Here is a 22,395-nt window from a genome sequence, read left to right as displayed (position 1 = left end):
TATGACACAAATATAAAATAAATTTCTTTAATTAGTGCTTAAAAAAATGTATTTAACTTAAATTTGCTTCAAATGAGAGATTTAGAAGATTTTAATGATACTAATTTACAACCAGGCTTATCAGTAGATTGTGTGCTTTTTGGATTTGATAATAACGAACTTAAAATTTTACTTTTAAAACTAAAAAGTATAGAAAAATGGGCACTTCCTGGTGGTTTTGTGAATGTTGATAAAGATGTAAATGCAGAAGCCCATGCAGTTTTAAAAAATAGAATTGGGCTTGAAAATGTTTTTTTAAAGCAGTTTTACTTATTTGGTAATCTTGAAAGAAATTTAAATACCCATACCCCTGAGCTTATAAAAAACGGAATTATTTCAACAAAAAGAATAGCATTTTTTAAACAGCGATTTATTACTGTAGGTTATTATGCGTTGGTTGAATATTCTAAAGTGAAAGAAACTACTGTTGATTTTATTTCTGAAGCGTGTGAATGGCATTCCATACATAACCTTCCAAAAATGATTATTGATCATAAAGAAATTATTTTAAAAGCACATCAAACCTTAAAGAAGGAATTAAATACAGAACCTATTGGTTTAAATTTATTACCAAAACAATTTACTATGCCAGAGCTGCAAGCCTTGTATGAGACTGTTTTGGAGAAAAAACTGGATCGCAGAAATTTTAGTCGTAAAATGTTGAATTACAATATTTTAAAAGATACCAATAAGCGCAGAATGGGTGTGAAGCACAAAGCACCTATATTATATGAGTTTGATATGGAAAATTACAACCAAGCAATTAAAAACGGTTTTAATTCTATTTGGTAATTTTATTTCAAAAATCATTTTCTTAAACACAATTTATAATCAAAATCGATTTCGGTATTGTAAAAAGCAAAATTAAATTTATTAGTTTAATTAGTTTTTTAAATGCTGTATTTTAGAAGTTATTAATCAAACAAAAATTGAATTCTTTTAATAAAGAACCTAAAAATCATCAAAAAATGAAAAATAATTTATTCATAGTACTTTTTTTAATTTCAAGTTCAATTATAGGTCAAAATGATGGATGGAATATTTCAACAACAAATAACAAGAACTATACAGGAATTGTTGTTGCAAATGGTAGAATAGGAATGTTGCCTTCAGAAAAACCTTTTGAAATTGAACAAATTATTTTAAATAATGTGTTTGATAAAGAATCTCCATTAGGTGTTAGCAAAATTTTATTAGGTATGAATTTTGGCAATTTAGAAGTTGAAATTGATGGTGAAAAAATAACAGAAGCAACTATTACTAACTGGAAGCAAACATTAAATATGAAAGAAGCAGCATTTACTACTTCATTCAATTTTAAGGATAAAGCAACCATTTCATATACCCTTTACGCGTTACGAAATGTACCTTATACTGGATATATTGATGTTAAAATAAATGCTAAAAAAACTATAAAAACCAAGGTTACAGGTAAAATTATTACTCCAGAAGAATATCAAAATCCGATGAGTACTTTTAGGGTTTTACAAGATTTAGAAACAACTATGCCCATGCTGCAAACGGTTGCAAAAAGTAGACAAGGAAGGCATACGGTTGGTACTTCAGCAACATTTATTTGGCACGCTATAAATTCTTCCAGAATAAATCAACGACCTGAATTAACACATACAAAAGTATCGGAATACGATAACAGACTTTCTTTTGAAAAAGAAATTAAAAAAGGAACTTCTTTAGATTTTGCTTGGACTGCAGCAGCATGTTCTACACAAGATTTTTTTGATCCACAATCAGAATCGGAGCGTTTTGTAATTTTTAATTTATTAACTCCAAAAGAAGATTTATTAAAGCAACACAAAGCTTTATGGAAAACACTTTGGGAAGGAGATATTATTATTGAGGGCGATTTACAATCGCAACAAGACATACGTTTAGGGCTGTATCATTTGTATTCCTTTGCAAGAGGAGATTCAGATTTAAGTATTTCTCCAATGGGATTATCTTCACAAGGGTATAACGGCCATATTTTTTGGGATACAGAATTGTGGATGTATCCGCCATTATTAGCTCTAAATCAAGATATTGCAAGATCTTTGGTGAATTATAGATCAGATAGGTTGGCAGTTGCTAAAAAGAAAGCAATAAACTTTGGTTTTAAAGGAGCTATGTTTCCTTGGGAAAGTGACGATACTGGTGAAGAAGCAACTCCGGCATGGGCATTAACGGGAACATTTGAACATCATATAACTGCCGATGTTGCCATTGCATTTTGGAATTATTACCGAGTTACTAAAAACAAACAATGGTTGGTTGAAAGAGGTTATCCAATGTTAAAAGAAGTAGCAGATTATTGGGTGAGCAGAGTTACTAAAAATGAAGATGAATCCTATTCTATTAAAAATGTAGTTGGAGCAAATGAGTTTGCTCAAAATATTGATGATAACGCATTTACAAATGGTTCTGCAATAACGGCTTTACAATTTGCAAATTTAGCTGCTAAAGAATTGGGAATTGAAGAAAATACAACTTGGAAAAATGTAGCAGATAATATTAAAATTCATAAATTTTCTGATGGCACTACAAAAGAGCATAGTACTTATAATGGTGAAATTATAAAACAAGCCGACGTAAATTTATTAGCATATCCTTTAAGTATTGTAGCGGATAAAGAAACGCTCTTAAAAGATTTAAAATATTATGAACCTAAAATTGCAGTAGAGGGTCCAGCTATGGGAAAATCTGTTTTTGCTGTAATTTATGCTCGTATGGGAGATGTTGATAATGCATTTCGTTTATTTAAGGAAAGTTATGAAGCTAATAAACGCCAACCTTTTGGAGCTCTTTCTGAGGCTGCAACAAGTAATAATCCTTATTTTGTAACAGGTGCAGGTGGAATGTTACAAACGGTTTTATTTGGTTTTGGTGGTTTGCATATTACTGAAGATGGAATTATTCAAAAAAATGCAATTCTTCCAAAACAATGGAAATCCTTAACTTTAAAAGGAATTGGAAAAGAAAAGAAAACGTATATTATTAATTAGGTAGATTCTCGTATTGCTAAAGATGTTGGTAAAACTACTTTTTTAAAGGTTACAGGGGTTTTACTTTTTTTGTTTTTTATTTCTTTAATTAACAACTTGGTGGCTTTTTTCCCCATTTCAAAACTAGGTTGAATTACAGATGATATTTTTGGGGTTACTATAGAAGACATAAACCAGTTACTAAAACCAAAAATTGCAATGTCATCTGGTATTTTAATATTGTTTTCATTACAATATTTAAGAATTCCATAAGCTACAACATCTGTAACTGTGAAAACGGCATCAACATTTTTGTGTTGTTCAAACATTTTTTTAGCATATTTATAACCGTTATTAAAATCATCATTATTATCACATATATAAACTAAAGATTGATCATATTCAATCCCATTATCTTGTAATGCTTTTTTATACCCTAAAAAGCGGTCGATAGAATTTTGAGGTTTAAGAGCTCCTCTAAAATGTGCTATTTTTTTATAACCTTTATCAATTAAATAACTTACAGCCTCATAAGCTGCTTGTTTATCATCAATTAATATTTTAGAACAATTAACAAGTTTTCCAATTTTATCAAACATTACTAATGGAATATTCTTTTGTAGAATAGCATTTATGTGGTCAAATTGGTAAGTTTCGTTTGATAAAGAAATTAAAATTCCATCTACTCTATGTTGTTGCAATAGCTTTAGTTGTTTTTTTTCAAATTCTAATTTTTCGTTAGATTGAAGTGTAATTACTAAATACCCTTGTTTTTTTGCTTCTTTAATAATACCATCAATAACATTTGAAAAAAAGTGATGAACAATTGCAGGGATAATTACACCAATTGTTTTAGTTTCTTGAGTTCTTAAATTTACCGCAACTGAATTGGGAGTGTAATTCAGCTTTTTAGCCATTTTTTTTACGGCTTTTTTGGTTACACGACTTACATCACTGTATCCTTTAAGTGCTTTTGAAACAGTAGTGACAGAAATGTTTAATTCGTGTGCAATATCTTTAAGAGTAATTGGCTTCATTAAAAGGGTTAATTAATCTTCTAAAGTTATAAGTTTTTATCTAAAATAAAACATTTTAAATGTAAAAATGAAATAAAATTTAAAATTATAAAGCGCTATCTTAAAAATACAACGAAATCGTTTTCGAATATTTCGAAAACGATTTCGTTTAAAAAGAAAAGAAATTCAATAACCTGTCTAACTAAATTACAATTGAAAAATGATTCATAGTAAAATAGTACCTCATATTTTTGTATACTTTTTTATGAATTTCTTTTTTAAAATCAATCAACTAATTTCAAATAAATGAAAAATATTGGTATTAAAATATCACTGTATTTAAATTACTTTGTGTTTGCTATTCTGCTAAATAGTGTAGGAATTGTAATTTTAAAATCATTAGAAAATTTTGGTGTAGATGAAGTTCAGGCAAGTTCTTTAGAATGGTTTAAAGATATTCCTATTGCTATTGTTTCTTTTGTAATTGCATCTTTTTTGCCACGAATTGGGTATAAAAAAACCATGTTAATTGGCTTGTTTTTATCAACTTTGGCCTGTTTGGTAATGTACTTTGGAAATTCATTTTGGTCTGCTAAAATATTATTTGCTTCTGTAGGTGTATCATTTGCGCTTATAAAAGTTTCTGTATATTCCGTAATAGGTTTAGTAACAAACAGTACCCAAGAACATAATAGTTTTATGAGCTCTATTGAAGGTGTTTTTATGGTTGGAATTGCACTTGCCTATTTTTTATTTCCAGCTTTTAATTCAAATTCCAACCCAGATGCCTGGATAAATGTATATATTCTGTTAGCAATTCTTACCCTAGTTTCATTTGCATTATTATATTTTACAAAATTTGATGAAGGTCACGAAATTCCCGGGGTAGATTTAATTGATGATGTAAAACAAATGATGTTGCTATGTGCAAAATTATTAATTCTAATTTTTATTTGTTGTGCCTTTTTATTTGTAATGGTTGAACAAGGAATAATGACTTGGTTACCAACATTTTATAAGCGAGTTTTAGAATTACCTCCTAATGTAAGTATTATGATGTCGAGCATTTTTGCACTGTCTTTAGCAGTTGGAAGAATAGGAGCAGGAATAATTTCAAAACACATTAAATGGGTATATATTTTAATTTTTTGCATAATTATAGCCATGATAATGGTAATTTTTGTGCTTCCAAAAACCATTGAAGTTGAAGTTTCAGCTATTGAATCTATTTTTGATATTCCGTTAATTGGTTTTGCATTTCCAATAGTTGGGCTTTTTATTGCGCCAATTTATCCTTTATTAAATTCTTCAGTTTTAAGTGCGTTACCTAAAAAATTACACAGCCCAATGACTGGTTTAATTGTTGTTTTTTCAGCATTAGGCGGCACAACTGGTTCAACAATTATTGGTTGGTTATTCAAAAATTTAGGCGCTGAAAAAGCTTTCTTTTACACATTAATTCCAATGGTATTGTTACTTATTTCAATTGTAATACTATATAAATTAACAAAACAGACAAAATATGGTTTTACAAATTAATCCGACAGCAACGTTAAAAAAATTGTTGGCTCAAGAAGATATTGATGGAGACAAGAGAATTACAGTTGATGATTTAAGTGATAAGGTTTTTGAGGTTGAACAAGTTAATGGAAAAATATTTTGTATTGAGGATACTTATTTTTTATCTAATTTATTACAAGAGTTGGCATTGTCAATTAGAAAGGGAAATACTTCATCTGCATTAATTTCTTTAGATTATATTTATGAAAAACCTTCGCATAGAATTTCGCGTTTAATAAGGGAAGTATATTGGGATAGTTTAACCCGAAATATGGATAAAAAGGGATTGCTAAAAGTGCTCCTTGATGAAAAAGTGGAACAGGATTTCTTTTATATTTATGTTCCGAGTAACGATAAAAAAGCTTTTGATTATTATACAAATTTTGCCAAGGAAATAACTAAAATAAAGGTTGTTAAATTACCGCAAAATATAACTCCACAATTTGCGCTAACAATAAATAACAAACCTGGTTTATTAGCATTAGCTTTAACTGAAAATAACAATGAAATAGTTGGGGAGCCTTTTGTAGTTCCAGGCGGAAGATTTAATGAAATGTACGGCTGGGATAGCTATTTTGAATCTGTTGGTTTGTTAATTGACAAAAAATATGATTTAGCTAAAGGAATGATTGAAAATTTTGAATATCAAATCAATCATTATGGTAAAATTTTAAATGCCAACAGAAGCTATTATTTAACACGTACACAACCGCCTTTTTATTCTTCAATGATTAAAGAATATGTTGAAGCTGTAAATCCTACTATTTCTTGGATTTCTGAAAAGTTAAGTACAGCCATTAACGAGTATGAAAATGTATGGATGGTTGAAGGAAAAAGGCTGACCTCAAATGGTTTAAATAGGTATTATGCTGAAGGAGTTGGTTTTGTTTTTGAAACTGAAGAAGGGCATTTTAAAGAAATAATTGGAGAGTATGCAAAGAAATTTCAAATTTCGTACGAAGCATTTGAAACCAAATATAAAAATCGTGAAATTGATTGTCCAGAATTAGATGAATATTTTTTACACGATAGAAGTTTAAGAGAAAGTGGGCATGATACTTCAAACAGGTTGGTTAATAAATGTGCACATTTAAATACGGTAGATTTAAATGCATTATTGTATAAATATGAAGTGGATTTTGCAGAAATGATTGAAACCTATTTTAAGGGAGAATTTACAAGTATAAATAATAAAAAATACACCAAAAAATATTGGTTAGACAAGGCTGAAGTTCGTAAAAAAAGAATGAATGAAAATTTGTGGAATCAAGAAAAAGGTATGTATTTTGATTACGATTTTAAATTAAATAATTTCACAAATTTTGAGTCTGCAACTTCATTTTACCCACTTTGGGCAAAGTCAGCTTCTATAGAACAAGCTCAATTATTAGTCAAAAATTTATTACCATTATTAACCTGCAAAGGAGGAGTTGTAAGTTGTACAGAAAAATCGCGCGGTGTAATTGATGCAAATAATCCAGGAAGACAATGGGATTATCCATACGGATGGGCACCACATCAAATAATGATTTGGAAAGGTTTATTGCACTATAACTTTAAAGAGGAAGCTCAAGAGTTGGTTTACAGGTGGTTGTGGGTAATTACCAAAAATGCAGTTAATTATAATGGTACTATTGCTGAAAAGTACGATGTAGTTAATTGTACACATAAAGTGGATACGGAATATGGAAATGTAGGCACCAATTTCGCCTATATTCCAGATGGTGGTTTTGGTTGGATGAATGCCTCTTACCAATATGGAATTTCAATTCTTTCCAAGAGATTAATAAATAAATTGGATGATTTAGTAGATCCAGATGAATTGTTTTAAATTATTGAATAAATCGAAACCGTTTTCGGCTCAATTTTAATCGATTTCAGCATTAAATTAAGATTTCAGAATCACAATATCTTTACATTTGAATCGGTTAAAATTTTAATACTAAATTGAAATTACAACTATTAAAATTAATAGTTAAAATGGCTGATTTTATTAGTTATAAAAAAGATTAAATGAAAAATAAAATACAATTAATTACATATATAGATAGATTAGGGTGTGAAAATATTCAAGATTTAAATTCATTATTTAATAATGAACTTAAAGGACTTTTTGGAGGCTTACATATTTTACCTTTTTATTACCCAATTGATGGGGAAGATGCCGGTTTTGATCCTATAGATCACGAATTAATTGATCCAAGATTAGGTGATTGGAGCGATTTGAATGCGTTGAGTGAAGAAGTAGATATTATGGCCGATTTAATTGTGAATCATGTATCAGCAAAGTCTGTTCAATTTCAAGATTATCTTAAAAATGGAAAAGCATCTAAATATGCTTCATTATTCTTAACTTTTGATACCGTTTTCCCAAATGGAGCAACGGGAGCAGATTTATTAAGTATTTACAGGCCACGTCCCGGATTCCCTTTTACAAAGTTTAAATTAAACGATGGATCAAGTAAGTTAATTTGGACCACCTTTACTACCAATCAAATTGACATTGATGTAAAAAGTGATGCTGGAATTAAATATTTGGAAGGAATATTAAATACTTTTGAAAAAGGAGGAGTTAAAATGATTCGCTTAGATGCAGCAGGTTATGCTATTAAACAAAAGGGAACATCTTGTTTTATGATTGATGAAACTTACGATTTTATAGGACAACTAACCGAAAAAGCAAAAGAAAAAGGTATAGAAGTTTTAGTGGAAATTCATTCCCATTATAAAACACAAATTGAAATTGCTAAAAGAGTAGATTATGTATATGATTTTGCCTTACCAGTATTGGTTTTAGATACATTGTTTAATAAAAATGCAAAGAGCCTTAAAAATTGGTTAGCGGTTAGTCCAAGAAATGCTATTACAGTGTTGGATACACATGATGGTATTGGAATTGTAGATGTAGCTCGCGAAGGTGAAAAAAAAGGACTAATTGAAGATGTTATTTTAAATGAAATTGTGAATCAAATGCATAAAAATAGTTTAGGGAATAGCTTAAAAGCAACTGGTTCAGCAGCTTCTAATTTAGATTTATACCAGGTAAATTGCACCTATTTTGATGCGTTAGGACGAGACGAAAATGCATATTTTATTGCAAGAGCTATTCAGTTTTTTGTTCCAGGAATACCACAAGTTTATTATGTTGGTTTATTTGCAGGTGAAAATGATATGGACTTGTTGGTAAAAACAAATGTTGGAAGAGATATTAATAGGCATTATTATTCAAAAGAAGAAATAACACAAAACGTAGATAAACCATTATTTAAAAAGCTAAAGGAATTAATGATGTTAAGAAATACTCATAAAGCTTTTAATGGAGATTTTAAACTTATAGAAACTGCTGAAAATTTATTGCATATAAAATGGATTAATATAAATGATTGGGCAGAATTATTTATTGACCTAAATAAAATGTCGATAAAAATTAAGTACTCATCTTAATCAAATAATTGTTTAAAAATAGTTAAACACTAAAAAAGAATACTCATGAAAATTAGAAAACCCAATTTATCATTTTGGCAAATTTGGAATATGAATGTTGGATTTTTTGGCATTCAGTTCAGTTTTGGATTGCAACAAACAGCCATAAATCCTATTTTTTCTTTTTTAGGTGCACACCATGAGGATTTACCTTTATTAAATCTTGCCGGTCCGGTAACAGGTTTATTAATTCAACCAATAATTGGTGCAATTTCAGATAAAACATGGTCGCCACGTTGGGGAAGAAGAAAACCTTTTTTCTTAATTGGAGCTATTGTTGCAAGTTTATGTTTATTTATATTTCCTTTTAGTTCAGAGTTGTGGTTTGCAGTAGGTTTACTTTGGATTTTAGATGCTGCAAATAATACTGCTATGGAGCCTTATAGAGCATTTGTGGGTGATAAACTGCCAGACAATCAATTAACTTATGGTTTTCAAATGCAAAGTTTATTTGTTGGAGCAGGAATTACCCTTGCTAATTTTTCGTTGTTTTTGTTTCAAGATTGGTTTAGTGTTCCAGTTACAGAAGCCACAAGTTTATGTACTACAGATACTGAAGTTATATCTGCAATACCAAAATGGGTTTATTATTCATTCTTTTTAGGTGCAGTTGCTTCAATAGGTACCATTTTATGGTCGGTTTTAAAAACTCCTGAAATTCCACCTTCAAACGAGGAAATTCAAGAAATGGAAGAGCGGAAAAAGAATTCAGCTTTTATGAGTCGTGTTTTTGAGCCTTTTGTTGAAATATTTCAAGCAATTGGTAGTATGCCAAAATTATTATGGAGATTATCAGCTGTTTACCTTTTTCAATGGTATGCGTTATTTGTATATTGGCAATTTATTACACCAATGTTAAGAACAAGTATGTTTGGCATTAGTGAAAGTGATACAGAAAAGTTTGATACTATAATGGATGCCTGTAAAACAGGCGCTCAAATAAGTGTAGAAGATACATCATTTGTACAAAACATTCAATTACTTTCAGAACAAGCATTGGCTCAAACAGGTTTAATGAATGGAACATATAATTTTGTAACCATGATTGTTGCTCTTTTATTAGTTCCAGTTGCTTCAAAATTTGGTAATAAAAAAGTATATGTTGGGAGTTTGTTTTTAACCGGAATGGCCATGCTTAGTTTACCATATATTAAAGATCAATATTTATTGCTTTTACCTATGATTTTATTAGGAGTGGGTTGGGCTGCTATGATGGGTATTCCTTATGCAATGGTTTCAAAAGTAATTCCTGAAAAAAGACGTGGAGTTTATATGGGTATAGTTAATATGATGATTGTAATACCAATGTTTATTCAAACATTATCTTTTGGCCCAATTGTAAAGCACTTATTAGGAAACAGTGCCGTTAATGCCATTATGTTTGGCGGAGTGTTTTTTATGATTGCAGCATTTTTAGCAATGAGATTAAAAATAACTTCAAATAAGTCTTAGTTTTGAATGAAGTAAAGTTAGGTAAAATGACAGGTAAAAAGCTACATGCGGTATGTTTTGGAGAAATCCTTTTTGATGTTTTTCAAGGGCATAAAAAAATAGGAGGAGCGCCATTGAATGTTGCAGCTCGATTAAATTCTTTTGGAACTGAAGTTTCTATGATTTCTGCAGTTGGAAACGATAGTGATGGTAAAACTTTAGTAAATTATATTCAAAAAAGAGGTGTTAAAACAGCTTCAATTCAAGTAAAGGAAAACTACCCTACTGGTATTGTAAATGTTATTTTAAATGAAAAAGGAAATGCGTCATATAATATAAATTACCCTTCGGCCTGGGATAAAATTGAAGCTTCAGCAAATAGTATTTCAGAAGTAGAAGAAGCTGATTTTTTTGTATACGGCAGTTTGTCATCTAGAGATGCTGTTTCAAGAAATACATTAAAGCAATTGTTAAAAGTTGCAAAGTATAAAATTTTTGATGTGAATTTAAGAGCACCTCATTATGCTGAAAATACTTTGAAGGACTTAATGAATGAAGCAGATTTTATTAAATTTAATGATGATGAACTTTTTGAAATTGCAGCATATTTAAAGTCGGACTATAAATCTTTAGAACAAAACATTAAGTTTATTGCTAAAACAACAAATACAAATACTATTTGCGTTACATTAGGTTCGCACGGAGCAGTTTTATATACAGAAAATAAGTTTTATTACAATAGTGGTTTTAAAGTGAAAGTAGTTGATACAGTTGGTTCTGGCGACTCATTTTTAGCATCTTTAGTTATTAAATTATTTACTGAGAAACAACCGCAAAAGGCAATAAACTTTGCCTGTGCAATTGGAGCTATTGTAGCACAAAATGAAGGAGCAAATCCTGAAATTTCAGAAAATGTAATAGCTCAATTTTTAAAAGGGTTTCAAATTTAAAATTTAACTTTCTTCAAAAATATACCTTTAAAAACTGTATTTTTTTTAATTTACTTAAAAATAGATAAATCAACAGAAAATTATTTATTTTAAATCAAAATATCACAATAATTACTAATATGTAACCTTTATTACGTTTTCGTAGTAAATAGTATAAATAAAGATTGTTTTTATAATTAATTAGTAAATTTGTTTACTCAATTGTTAAAACAATTTTTATGAGCGATTCAAGAAAAAAAAGTGAAGCGTTGCTTTACCATTCAACGCCAACTCCTGGTAAAATACAAGTAGTTCCTACAAAAAAATATGCAACACAAAAAGATTTATCATTAGCCTACTCTCCGGGTGTTGCAGAACCTTGTTTAGAGATTGAAAAAGATCCAAACAATGCTTATAAATATACAAGTAAAGGTAATTTGGTTGCAGTTATTTCTAACGGAACCGCTGTTTTGGGATTAGGAGATATTGGAGCTTTAGCAGGAAAACCAGTAATGGAAGGCAAAGGCTTATTGTTTAAAATATTCGCAGATATTGATGTTTTTGATATTGAAGTTGATACTAAAGATGTTGATAAATTTATTGAAACCGTAAAAAATATTGCTCCAACTTTTGGAGGAATAAATTTAGAAGATATTAAAGCTCCTGAGGCATTTGAAATAGAAAGAAGGTTAAAAGATGAGTTGGATATTCCTGTTATGCATGACGATCAACATGGAACAGCAATAATTTCTGCAGCTGCTTTAAAAAATGCTATTGAAATTGCTGAAAAAGATATTTCAAAAGTAAAAATAGTTGTAAACGGAGCAGGAGCAGCAGCAATTTCTTGTACGCGACTATATTTGGCATTAGGCGCTAAAAAAGAAAATGTTGTAATGTGTGATAGTAAGGGAGTTATTAGAAAAGATATTGAAAATTTATCTTCACAAAAAGCCGAATTTGCTACAAATAGAGACATTTACACTTTAGAAGAAGCGGTTACTGGTGCAGATGTTTTTATAGGTTTATCTATTGCCGATGTTTTTACGCCTAAAATGTTATTAACAATGGCAAATGATCCAATTGTTTTTGCAATGGCAAACCCAAATCCGGAAATTGGTTATGATTTGGCTGTACAAACCAGGAAGGATGTTATAATGGCTACTGGAAGATCAGATCATCCAAATCAGGTAAATAACGTTTTAGGGTTTCCATTTATTTTTAGAGGAGCTTTAGATGTTAGAGCAACTAAAATTAATGAAGAAATGAAAATGGCTGCGGTTCATGCTTTAGCAGATTTAGCTAAAGAATCCGTTCCAGAACACGTTAATATTACTTATAACGAAAAAAATATTCAATTTGGTAGAGAGTATATAATTCCTAAACCATTTGATAACAGATTAATTACAGAAGTTCCACCAGCAGTAGCAAAAGCCGCAATAGAATCAGGTGTAGCAAAGGAACCAATTACCGATTGGGAGGCATATAAAGAAACATTGGCTCAAAGATTGGGAACTGGAAGTAAGTTAATGAGAATGCTTACTTCAAGGGCAAAAGCAAATCCCAAAAAAGTAATTTTTGCAGAAGCAGACCATTTAAATGTACTAAAAGCAGCACATACTGTTTATGAAGATGGAATTGCTATTCCAATTTTACTGGGAAGTGAGAAAATTATTAAAGAATTAATGCTTGAAATTAATTTTGATGCCGATGTAGAAATAATTGATCCTAAATCTGATGATGAAAAAGAACGAAAAGACAGGTTTGCAAAAATTTATTGGGAAAGCAGAAAACGAAAAGGAATAACATACATAGATGCTCGAAAACTGATGCGAGAACGTAATTATTTTGCCGCTATGATGGTTAATGAAGGTGAAGCGGATGCATTAGTTACAGGTTATTCGAGAAGTTATCCTAGTGTTGCTAAACCAATGATTGAACTGATTGGAAAGGCTCCGGGAATAAAAAGAATTGCCGCAACTAATATTTTAATGACAGAACGTGGACCTATGTTTTTTTCCGACACCGCTTTTAATATAAACCCAACAGAAGAGGAATTAGTTCAAATAGCAGTTGAAACAGCTAGAGTTATGAAGATTTTTGGAATTGAACCTGTTTTAGCAATGTTGTCTTATTCAAATTTTGGATCAGCTGAATCAAAATCCGCTTCAAAATCTGCTAATGCAGTTGCATATATTCATGAACATTATCCAGATATTATTATTGATGGAGAAATACAAGCAGATTTTGCAATGAGCAGGACTCTAAGAAATGATAAATTTCCATTTTCTAAATTGCATGAGAAAAAGGTAAATGGATTGATTTTTCCAAATTTAAATTCAGCAAATATCAGTTATAAATTGATTAACAAATTGAATAATATTGAATCAATAGGACCTATAGTAATGGGGATGAAAAAACCAGTGCATATTTTGCCACTAGGCTCTAGTGTAGATGAAATTGTTAATTTGGTTTGTGTAGCAGTTGTTGATGCCCAAGAAAATAGTAAAAAACAATAATAATTTATTACATTTGGTTCAAAATAGAACAAGTGTTATATGATTACTCATTTAAGAGGTAAACTGGTTGAAAAAAACCCAACCTATGCAATTATTGAGGTTAATGGTGTTGGGTATTGGCTTAATATTTCATTAAATACATACTCGCAGTTAACTGATGATGAAGCTGTTTTTTTATATACTCATTTATCTATAAAGGAAGATTCGCATACGTTATATGGTTTTATTTCTAAAATGGAAAGAGAGATTTTTAGATTACTAATCTCTGTTTCTGGTGTTGGACCAAGTATTGCGCGTACAATGTTATCATCTATGACTACTGATGAAATTCAACATGCAATTGCTTCTGGTGATGTTGGTACAATACAGTCTGTAAAAGGCATAGGAGCAAAAACAGCACAAAGAGTACTTATTGATTTAAAGGATAAGATTTTAAAAAGTTATGCTATAAATGAAGATTCTATAGTTCAAAACAATACTGCTAAGGAAGAAGCGTTAACAGCATTAGAAGTTTTAGGTTTTTTAAGAAAACAATCTGAAAAAGTATTAGATAAAATTTTATTGGAAGACAAAACATTGGGCGTTGCTAGTTTAATAAAAAAAGCGCTTAAAAATTTATAAGATTTGAAAAAAGAGCTATTTATAATTAAAACATATATTATATTTTTTTTATTGTTGGTTTTTCAAACAACAATAAATGCACAAACACCTCCTGTTACTACTACCACTAATGATACTATAAAAGTTGAAAAAGTCCTAGATTCGCTTAAACTTAAGTATCCTTTTAATAGCAATCAGGAAGGTAGCTTATTTTTATCTGACCCTGCCAAATCTGAAATTATTTACGACACAGAATTAGGAAAATATATTATTGTAGAAAAAATTGGAGATTACTATTTAAAGCGTCCTGTTTATATGTCTCAAGAAGAATATAAAAAGTACAAATTAAAAAAGGATATGCTGGCGTACTATAAAAATAAAATTAGTGCAACAAATAGTAAAAAAATTGGGAGTGCCGAGGCTCAAAAAAACTTACTACCAACCTATTATGTAGAATCAGATTTTTTTCAATCTGTTTTTGGAGGAAATACTATAGAAGTGAATCCACAAGGATCGGTATTGGTAAAAATGGGAATGTTATATCAAAAAGTTGACAATCCTCAATTATCTGAACGTAATAGAAGTAGTTTTACATTTGATTTTAACCAGGAAATTAGCGCAAGTATACAGGCAAAAGTTGGAACAAGATTAAAAGTTGGTGCACAGTACGATACACAATCTACATTTAATTTTCAAAATCAAATAAAATTAGAATACACTCCAACTGAAGATGATATTCTTCAGAAAATTGAAGTTGGAAATGTAAGTATGCCATTAAAAAATTCTTTAATTGTTGGCGCACAAAGTTTGTTTGGGGTTAAAACACAATTGCAATTTGGAAGAACAAAGGTAACGGGTGTTTTTGCAGAACAAAAATCACAAACAAGATCGGTAGCAGCACAGGGAGGTTCCACTATTCAAGAATTTGAATTGCAAACAACTGATTATGATGAAAATAGGCATTTCTTTCTTTCGCAATATTTTAGAGATAATTATAATAACGCCTTAAAAGATTTTCCATTAGTTAATAGCCCAATAAACATAACTAAAGTTGAAGTTTGGGTTACTAATAGAAACGCAACAACTGTTGATATTAGAAATATAGTTGCTTTATCCGATATTGGTGAAGGAGATCCAACAAATATTGGTCCTGCAAATGTAACAGTAGTTCCAGGTTCACAGTACCCTTCCAATGATGCAAATGATATCTCTTCAATTTTAAATAGTACCAATCCAGTTAGAAATATTTCAACGGTTGGTAATGGTTTAACTCCTTTTTTAATGCAGCAAGGACGTGATTATTCTGTATTAGAAAACGCTATAAAATTAAGACCTGATGAGTATAAATTACACCCTCAGTTAGGTTTTATTTCATTAAACAGAAGACTTACGGATTCTGATGTATTAGCTGTTGCTTTTGAATTTACAGTTAGTGGAGATTCAAAAGTATACAGGGTTGGTGAATTTACAAGTGATGGTATTATTGCACCAGATAACATAATTGTAAAGTTATTACGTAGTGAAATTATAAGTACCCAAATTCCAATGTGGGACTTAATGATGAAAAATGTATATTCTTTGCAAACCTATAGAATGCAACAAGAGGGTTTTAGGTTAGAACTTTTGTATGCGGACGATGGAACAGGAGTGCCAATTAATGTGTTGCAAAATGCCCAAACCAATGGTGTTTCTGATAAAACGTTGCTAAATTTATTAGACATAGATAGGTTAGACCAAAGTCAGTTTTATGTTCCTGAAGGAGATGGTTACTTTGATTATGTTGAGGGAGCAACTGTAAATTCTGAAAAAGGTTATATTATTTTTCCAACTGTTGAGCCTTTTGGGGCAGATTTAAATGCTAAGTTAACAGATATAGCAGATGAAAAATATATTTTCAACGAGTTGTATGAAATTACACAATCTGAAGCTAGAAATAATTTTCAAGAAAAAGATAAATATTTAATTAAAGGATATCATAAATCTGAAAGTGCTAATGGAATTCCATTGGGTGCTTTTAATGTGCCTCAAGGTTCTGTTAGAGTTACAACAGGTGGTAGGGAACTTGTTGAAGGTGTTGATTATGTGGTTGATTATCAAATGGGTAGAGTGCAAATTGTAAATCCTAGTTTAGAGGCTTCAAATGCACCAATTAATGTTTCTGTTGAAAATAATGCAGCATTTAATTTACAAACAAAGCGCTTTTTTGGGGTTGATATTGAGCATAAATTTTCAGATAAATTTATAGCAGGTGCAACTTTTTTAAACTTAAACGAAAAACCGATTACGCAAAAAGCATTGTTTGGTCAAGAGCCAATTAATAATACTATTTTTGGTTTAAATGCAAACTTTGGTACAGAAGTCCCTTTTTTAACAAAACTGGCAAATAAATTGCCAAATATCGATACGGATTATGCTTCAAACTTTTCAATTAGAGGAGATTTTGCTTACTTAAGACCGGGCTCTCCAAAAAGGATTGAATTAGAAGGAGAGGCAACTTCGTATGTAGATGATTTTGAGGGTTCTCAAATTCCATTAGAAATTAAATCTATTCAGCAATGGCATCTAGCTAGTACACCACAATATCAAACGCAATTTGATTTAGGAGGAAATGCTTCAGATATAACTTATGGATATAAAAGAGCAAAATTATCTTGGTATATTATTGATCCACTTTTTTATGGTGGTTCTTCATTAAAACCCAGCAATATTGATAATAATGAATTATCCAGGGCAGAAGTTAGAAGAATTAGATATGAAGAATTATTTCCGGAACAAGATTTAGATTTAACACAATCTACAATTGTCAGAACCTTAGACTTAGCATATTTTCCTAACGAAAGAGGAAGTTATAATTATGATACAAATAATGTAGGTGGAGATGGAAAATTTACAAATCCAGAGGAACGTTGGGGAGGTATTACAAGAGCATTAACAACCACAAATTTTGAACAATCAAACGTTGAATATATTCAATTTTGGATGATGGATCCTTACGATCATTATTCAATTACCAATGCTGAAGGTTTACCTGCGGGCATTGATCCAAGTAATCCTTCAAACCAAGTTGGAGAGCTGTATTTTAATCTTGGAAATATTTCTGAAGATGTTTTAAAAGATGGTAGAAAAATGTATGAAAATGGATTGCCAGAAGACCCATTAAGTACAAATAATACGGATGAAACAATTTGGGGTAAAATTCCAACAAATCAATCATTATTATATGCTTTTAGTGATAATGATAATGAACGCTTAAATCAGGATATAGGTTTTGATGGTTTAAATGATCAGGAAGAAACTGCTAAGTTTGGAACAAGTTTTGGACCAGATCCATCAAATGATAACTATCAATATTTTAGAAGTTCAGAATACGATAATTCAGATGCTTCAATAATTACTAGGTACAAAAAGTATAATAACACACAAGGAAATTCTCCAACAAACAATTTATCTACTGAAAGTTATCCAACATCAGCAACAACATTTCCAGATACTGAAGATATTGATAAAGATCAAACAATGAATTCTGTTGAAAGTTACTATCAGTACAAAGTATCATTAAATAAAAACGATTTAATTGTTGGGCAAAATAATATTGTTGATGAAAAAACTGTAAATGTAACCCTAGAAGATGGAAGTGAAAAGCAATTTAGATGGTTACAGTTTAGAATTCAAGTTAGTACACCAGATGAAGTTGTAAATGATATTACAGGTTTTAATTCCATTCGTTTTATGCGTATGTTTTTAACCAAATTTAAAATGCCAATAGTATTGCGTTTTGGAGAATTGCAATTGGTTCGTGGTGATTGGAGACGTTTTACTAAAACACTAGATGAAAATATAGTTCCATCACAAAACTTAACAAATGATGAGTTGCAAAATTTTGAGGTTGGTGTTGTAAATATTCAGGAAAATGAAGACAGAAATCCAATTCCATACACGTTACCTCCAGGTATAAAACGAGAAATTTTAAGAGGAAGTACAACTTTACAAAAACAAAATGAGCAATCTTTATCCTTAAAAGTAACAGATTTAGAGCCTGATGATACCAGGGCAATATTTAAAAATGTTAGAGTAGATTTAAGAATGTACAAACATTTAAAATTGTTTTTACATGCGGAAGGTGTACAAACCAGACCGCAGGTTCAAAATGATGAGTTAAAAGCAATAATTAGAATTGGTAGTGATTTAAACGAAAACTACTATCAAATTGAAAAACTGTTAACTATTTCAGATTATGGAGTTAGTTCTCCACTAGAAATTTGGCCTGAAGAAAATAATTTAGATGCCTTTTTAGAATACTTGGGGAAATTAAAATTATTAAGGTTTGACGAAGGAATTGCTCCTAATATAATTTACCCTGCTGAAGGAATATCTTCTCCAATTGAAGGCCTAGAAGGATATGATATTAGAGTGAAAGGAAATCCAAATTTATCCAACATAAAAACCATAATGTTAGGTGTTAAAAACGTTTCTAGTACTAATCAAAGTGCTGAGGTTTGGTTTAATGAAATGCGTGTAGCTGAGTTTGATAATGAAGGTGGATGGGCGGCTGTTGTAAGTGCCGATGCAAATATTGCCGATTTTGCGGATATAGCTGTTACCGGAAGAATGGAGACTCAAGGTTTTGGAGGTATTGAACAACGTGTAAATGAGCGTAGCCAAGAAGATTCTAAATTGTACGATCTTGTAACCAATGTAAATATGGGTAAATTATTGCCTAAAAACTGGGGGGTTTCTTTACCTTTAAATTATAGCGTTTCAGAAGAAGTAAAAGATCCAAAATACGACCCGCAATATCAAGATGTTTTGTTTAATGAGGCGAAAGATATTAATCCAAATAGTGATAAAGCAAGAGATTATACAAAGCGAAGAAGTATAAGTTTAATTAACGTAAGAAAAGAATACAATCCAAATGCTGAAAGTAAACAACGTTTTTATAATGTAGAAAATTTATCTGTTTCCTATGCTTATAATGAAACCTATCATAGAGATTATAATGTTGAAAAATTTGTAGATCAAAATGTTAGGGCTTCAGCTAATTATAATTACAGTTTTCAACCAAAAAGTATTGAGCCTTTTAAAAATTGGGGATCACTAAATAGTAAATATTTTAAGTTTATTAAAGATTTTAATGTAAACTTAATTCCTTCAACAATTTCTGTAAATTCAAATATTTTTAGAACTTATAATGAGCAACTTTCAAGGAGTTTAATTGAAGGTTTACCACAGTTACCAACATTAAAACAACGTTATTTTATGTTTGATTGGGATTATACAATTGGCTATAATTTAACCCGATCTTTACAGTTTAATTTTAGAGCAGCAAATAATTATTTGTATGATGATTTTGATGCTGCTGATGATATACAAATTTTTGATAATTTCTTTTCTTTAGGAAGACCAGACCATTATCATCAAACATTAAATGGAACCTATAAAATCCCAATTGATAAGCTTCCTTTGTTAGATTTTATAAATGCAGATTACACATATGTAGCCGATTTTGATTGGCAGGCATCTTCACAATCTTATATTGATAAAGTAGGAAATGTAATTCAAAATTCTAATACTCATAATTTAGGTATAGATGTGGATTTTAATAAGTTTTATAAAAATATTGGTTTAACTAAATTATTTAATAAAAAGAAATCAAAATCTGATAATACACCTGAATCTGCCATAAAATCTCCTACAGCTAAAACAAGTAAAAAAAGAAAATCTGCAGGAGAAGAAATTAAACAAGGTTTTTATAATGTGATAACAGCAGTTAAAAAAGCAAGATTTAATTATTCTGAAAACAATGGTACATATTTACCGGGTTATATACCACAAATAGGATTTTTAGGGCAAGATAATTTTAATGGTGGAGTTGCACCATCCTTAGGTTTTGTATTTGGGAGTCAAATAGATATTCGTGAACGTGCATTAGAAAACGGTTGGTTAATATCACGTGGTGAAGATGATCCATATTATAACAGAACCTATAGTAGAACTCACATGAATAAATTTGATGCTACTATTAATGTAGAACCTTTTCAAAATTTTGATATTGAGTTAAGAGGAAACAAAACATACACTAAAAACACATCACAACAATTAGATGTTATAAATAATGTCCTTAATTCAGAGTCTCCAATTTCTCAAGTTGGAAACTTTATGATTAGTTATAATATGCTAAAAACAGCATTTAGCGATAGTGATGCAAATTTTGAAGAATTTAAAGCAAATAGAGAAATTATTGCACAACGTTTATCTCAGGAATCTGGACAATCAATAGATGGTTTTGGAGCCACGAGTCAGCAAGTATCATTGCCTGCATTTTTAGCAGCATATACAGGAAAAGATGCAGCTAAAATAAGTTTAAATGCTTTTAGAGATGTGCCTATTCCAAGTTGGCAAATAAACTACAAAGGTTTAATGAAAATGAAATGGTTTAAAGATAATTTTAGAAGTTTTTCATTGTCACACAGTTACGATTCTCGATATTCAATATTAAGTTTTAGTAATAATTTAGAATACAATGCTGAGGATCCCTATTTAGAAACCGATATTGTTGGTAACTATTTTAACAAAACATTATTTACAAATGTGGATTTAATTGAAGAATTTAGCCCACTTTTAAAAGTCGATATGAAAATGAAAAATTCTATTTCATTTACCGGTAGAGTTGATAAAGACAGGAGGTTAACTTTGAATTTTAATAACAATACAATTACTCAAATGAAAGGCATGGAGTATGTAATTGGAATGGGTTATAGATTTAAAGATTTAGCCATGAAGTTTAGATTTGGTGGGAAATTAACTAAATTAAAAGGAGATTTAGATTTAAGAGCAGATTTATCTTTAAGAGATAATAAAACTGTAATTAGAGCTATTGATGAAGATAATAATCAGGTAACAGGAGGTCAACGTTTGTTGTCATTTAAATTCTTTGCGGACTATGCAGTAAGTAAAAATTTAACGGCATCATTTTATTTTGATCAAAGTTCTTCAAAATATGCAATTTCAACAACTTTCCCTAGGCAATCTGTTAGTTCTGGGCTAAGTGTTAGATATGTTTTAGGAAATTAACAAACTATAAAAATAAATTTAAAATGAGTATTCCAGCAGAATTAAAATACACAAAAGACCACGAGTGGGTAAAAATTGAAGGCGATACAGCAACCATTGGTATTACACATTTCGCACAAGGTGAATTAGGAGATATTGTTTATGTAGATGTAGATACTTTAGATGAAACAGTAGAAAAAGATGCAGTTTTTGGATCCGTTGAAGCCGTAAAAACGGTTTCCGATTTGTTTATGCCTTTAACGGGTGAAGTTATTGAATTTAATGAAGTCTTGGAAGATGAGCCTGAAAAAGTAAACTCTGATCCCTATGGTGATGGTTGGATGATAAAAATTTCCATTTCTGATGCTTCTCAAATAGAGGAGTTATTATCAGCAGAGGACTATACAGCATTAATTGGAGCGTAAGCATTATTTATTTATTGCAATTTTTTTTACGTTAATTATCGGCTTTGGTAGTTTGGTTACCATGGGGAATTCTATGCCATCAAAAATTAGCATTTCAGATAAAACCATACATACTATTGCTTATTTTTTGCTAACATTAAGTTGGCTATTAACCTATAAAAATAAAGCTAGCAAATTGAAAATTAGCATTCTAATAATAGTGTTAATTTTCTTTTATGGCATAATTATTGAAGTTTTACAAGGTATTGTAACAAATTACAGACAGCCAGAAATAAATGATTTAATAGCCAATTTAGTTGGAATTCTTTTGGCTTTTACAATTTTTAAAATGGTTTTACAAAAAAAACTTTTGAAATAGAAAAATATTG

At 30.1% G+C, this 22,395-nt stretch carries 13 protein-coding genes; 12 read left to right on the top strand and 1 reads right to left on the bottom strand.

All coding sequences use genetic code 11. From position 1 onward, the window contains the following. Positions 1 to 72 precede the first annotated feature (72 nt). Positions 73 to 831: an NUDIX hydrolase gene (locus tag BX611_RS02925; RefSeq protein WP_115877984.1), complete on the top strand. Its 759-nt coding sequence runs from the start codon at positions 73 to 75 to the stop codon at positions 829 to 831. Between the two features lie 176 nt (positions 832 to 1,007). Beyond that, positions 1,008 to 3,038: a glycosyl hydrolase family 95 catalytic domain-containing protein gene (locus BX611_RS02920; RefSeq protein ID WP_115878935.1), complete on the top strand. Its 2,031-nt coding sequence runs from the start codon at positions 1,008 to 1,010 to the stop codon at positions 3,036 to 3,038. Here the strand turns inward: BX611_RS02920 and BX611_RS02915 are convergent. Then, a complete protein-coding gene (locus BX611_RS02915) occupies positions 3,035 to 4,054 on the bottom strand; it encodes a LacI family DNA-binding transcriptional regulator (RefSeq protein ID WP_115877983.1) in 1,020 nt (339 codons plus the stop codon). The genes BX611_RS02920 and BX611_RS02915 overlap by 4 nt on opposite strands. A gap of 285 nt (positions 4,055 to 4,339) precedes the next feature. On the opposite strand from BX611_RS02915, the gene BX611_RS02910 reads away from it, so the two are divergent. The 10 genes from BX611_RS02910 (at position 4,340) to BX611_RS02865 (ending at position 22,385) form a co-directional block, all read left to right on the top strand. After that, positions 4,340 to 5,572 (top strand): MFS transporter, encoded by a 1,233-nt coding sequence (locus BX611_RS02910; protein ID WP_115877982.1) that lies wholly within the window; start codon positions 4,340 to 4,342, stop codon positions 5,570 to 5,572. Then, positions 5,556 to 7,424 carry a trehalase family glycosidase gene (locus tag BX611_RS02905; protein ID WP_115877981.1) on the top strand — a complete coding sequence of 623 codons (1,869 nt, stop codon included), beginning with the start codon at positions 5,556 to 5,558 and terminating at the stop codon, positions 7,422 to 7,424. Before BX611_RS02910 ends, BX611_RS02905 begins: the two co-directional genes overlap by 17 nt. A gap of 182 nt (positions 7,425 to 7,606) precedes the next feature. Next, on the top strand, positions 7,607 to 9,037 hold the full coding sequence (gene gtfA, locus BX611_RS02900; RefSeq protein WP_115877980.1) for a sucrose phosphorylase: 1,431 nt from the start codon (positions 7,607 to 7,609) through the stop codon (positions 9,035 to 9,037). Between the two features lie 45 nt (positions 9,038 to 9,082). After that, positions 9,083 to 10,528 (top strand): MFS transporter, encoded by a 1,446-nt coding sequence (locus BX611_RS02895; RefSeq protein ID WP_115877979.1) that lies wholly within the window; start codon positions 9,083 to 9,085, stop codon positions 10,526 to 10,528. Positions 10,529 to 10,530: 2 nt separating this feature from the next. Further along, a complete protein-coding gene (locus BX611_RS02890) occupies positions 10,531 to 11,457 on the top strand; it encodes a carbohydrate kinase family protein (protein ID WP_317047869.1) in 927 nt (308 codons plus the stop codon). Between the two features lie 218 nt (positions 11,458 to 11,675). Next, entirely contained in the window at positions 11,676 to 13,952 is a 2,277-nt protein-coding gene (locus tag BX611_RS02885; RefSeq protein ID WP_115877977.1) for an NADP-dependent malic enzyme, read from the top strand. Between the two features lie 39 nt (positions 13,953 to 13,991). Continuing rightward, the gene (ruvA, locus tag BX611_RS02880; protein ID WP_115877976.1) at positions 13,992 to 14,573 is read left to right on the top strand and encodes a Holliday junction branch migration protein RuvA; all 582 of its coding nucleotides are present in this window, start codon (positions 13,992 to 13,994) and stop codon (positions 14,571 to 14,573) included. Positions 14,574 to 14,576: 3 nt separating this feature from the next. Further along, positions 14,577 to 21,623: a T9SS outer membrane translocon Sov/SprA gene (gene sov / locus BX611_RS02875; RefSeq protein WP_115877975.1), complete on the top strand. Its 7,047-nt coding sequence runs from the start codon at positions 14,577 to 14,579 to the stop codon at positions 21,621 to 21,623. Positions 21,624 to 21,646: 23 nt separating this feature from the next. Next, a complete protein-coding gene (gene gcvH / locus BX611_RS02870) occupies positions 21,647 to 22,027 on the top strand; it encodes a glycine cleavage system protein GcvH (RefSeq protein WP_115877974.1) in 381 nt (126 codons plus the stop codon). Then, positions 22,017 to 22,385: a VanZ family protein gene (locus BX611_RS02865; RefSeq protein ID WP_147296391.1), complete on the top strand. Its 369-nt coding sequence runs from the start codon at positions 22,017 to 22,019 to the stop codon at positions 22,383 to 22,385. The genes gcvH and BX611_RS02865 overlap by 11 nt, the downstream gene beginning before the upstream one ends. The last annotated feature ends 10 nt before the right edge of the window (positions 22,386 to 22,395 follow it).

The organism is Lutibacter oceani (assembly GCF_003384935.1).
Lineage (GTDB): Bacteria > Bacteroidota > Bacteroidia > Flavobacteriales > Flavobacteriaceae > Lutibacter > Lutibacter oceani.
Note: the sequence above shows the minus strand (reverse complement) of the source record. Positions and strands in the feature narration are given on the sequence as shown.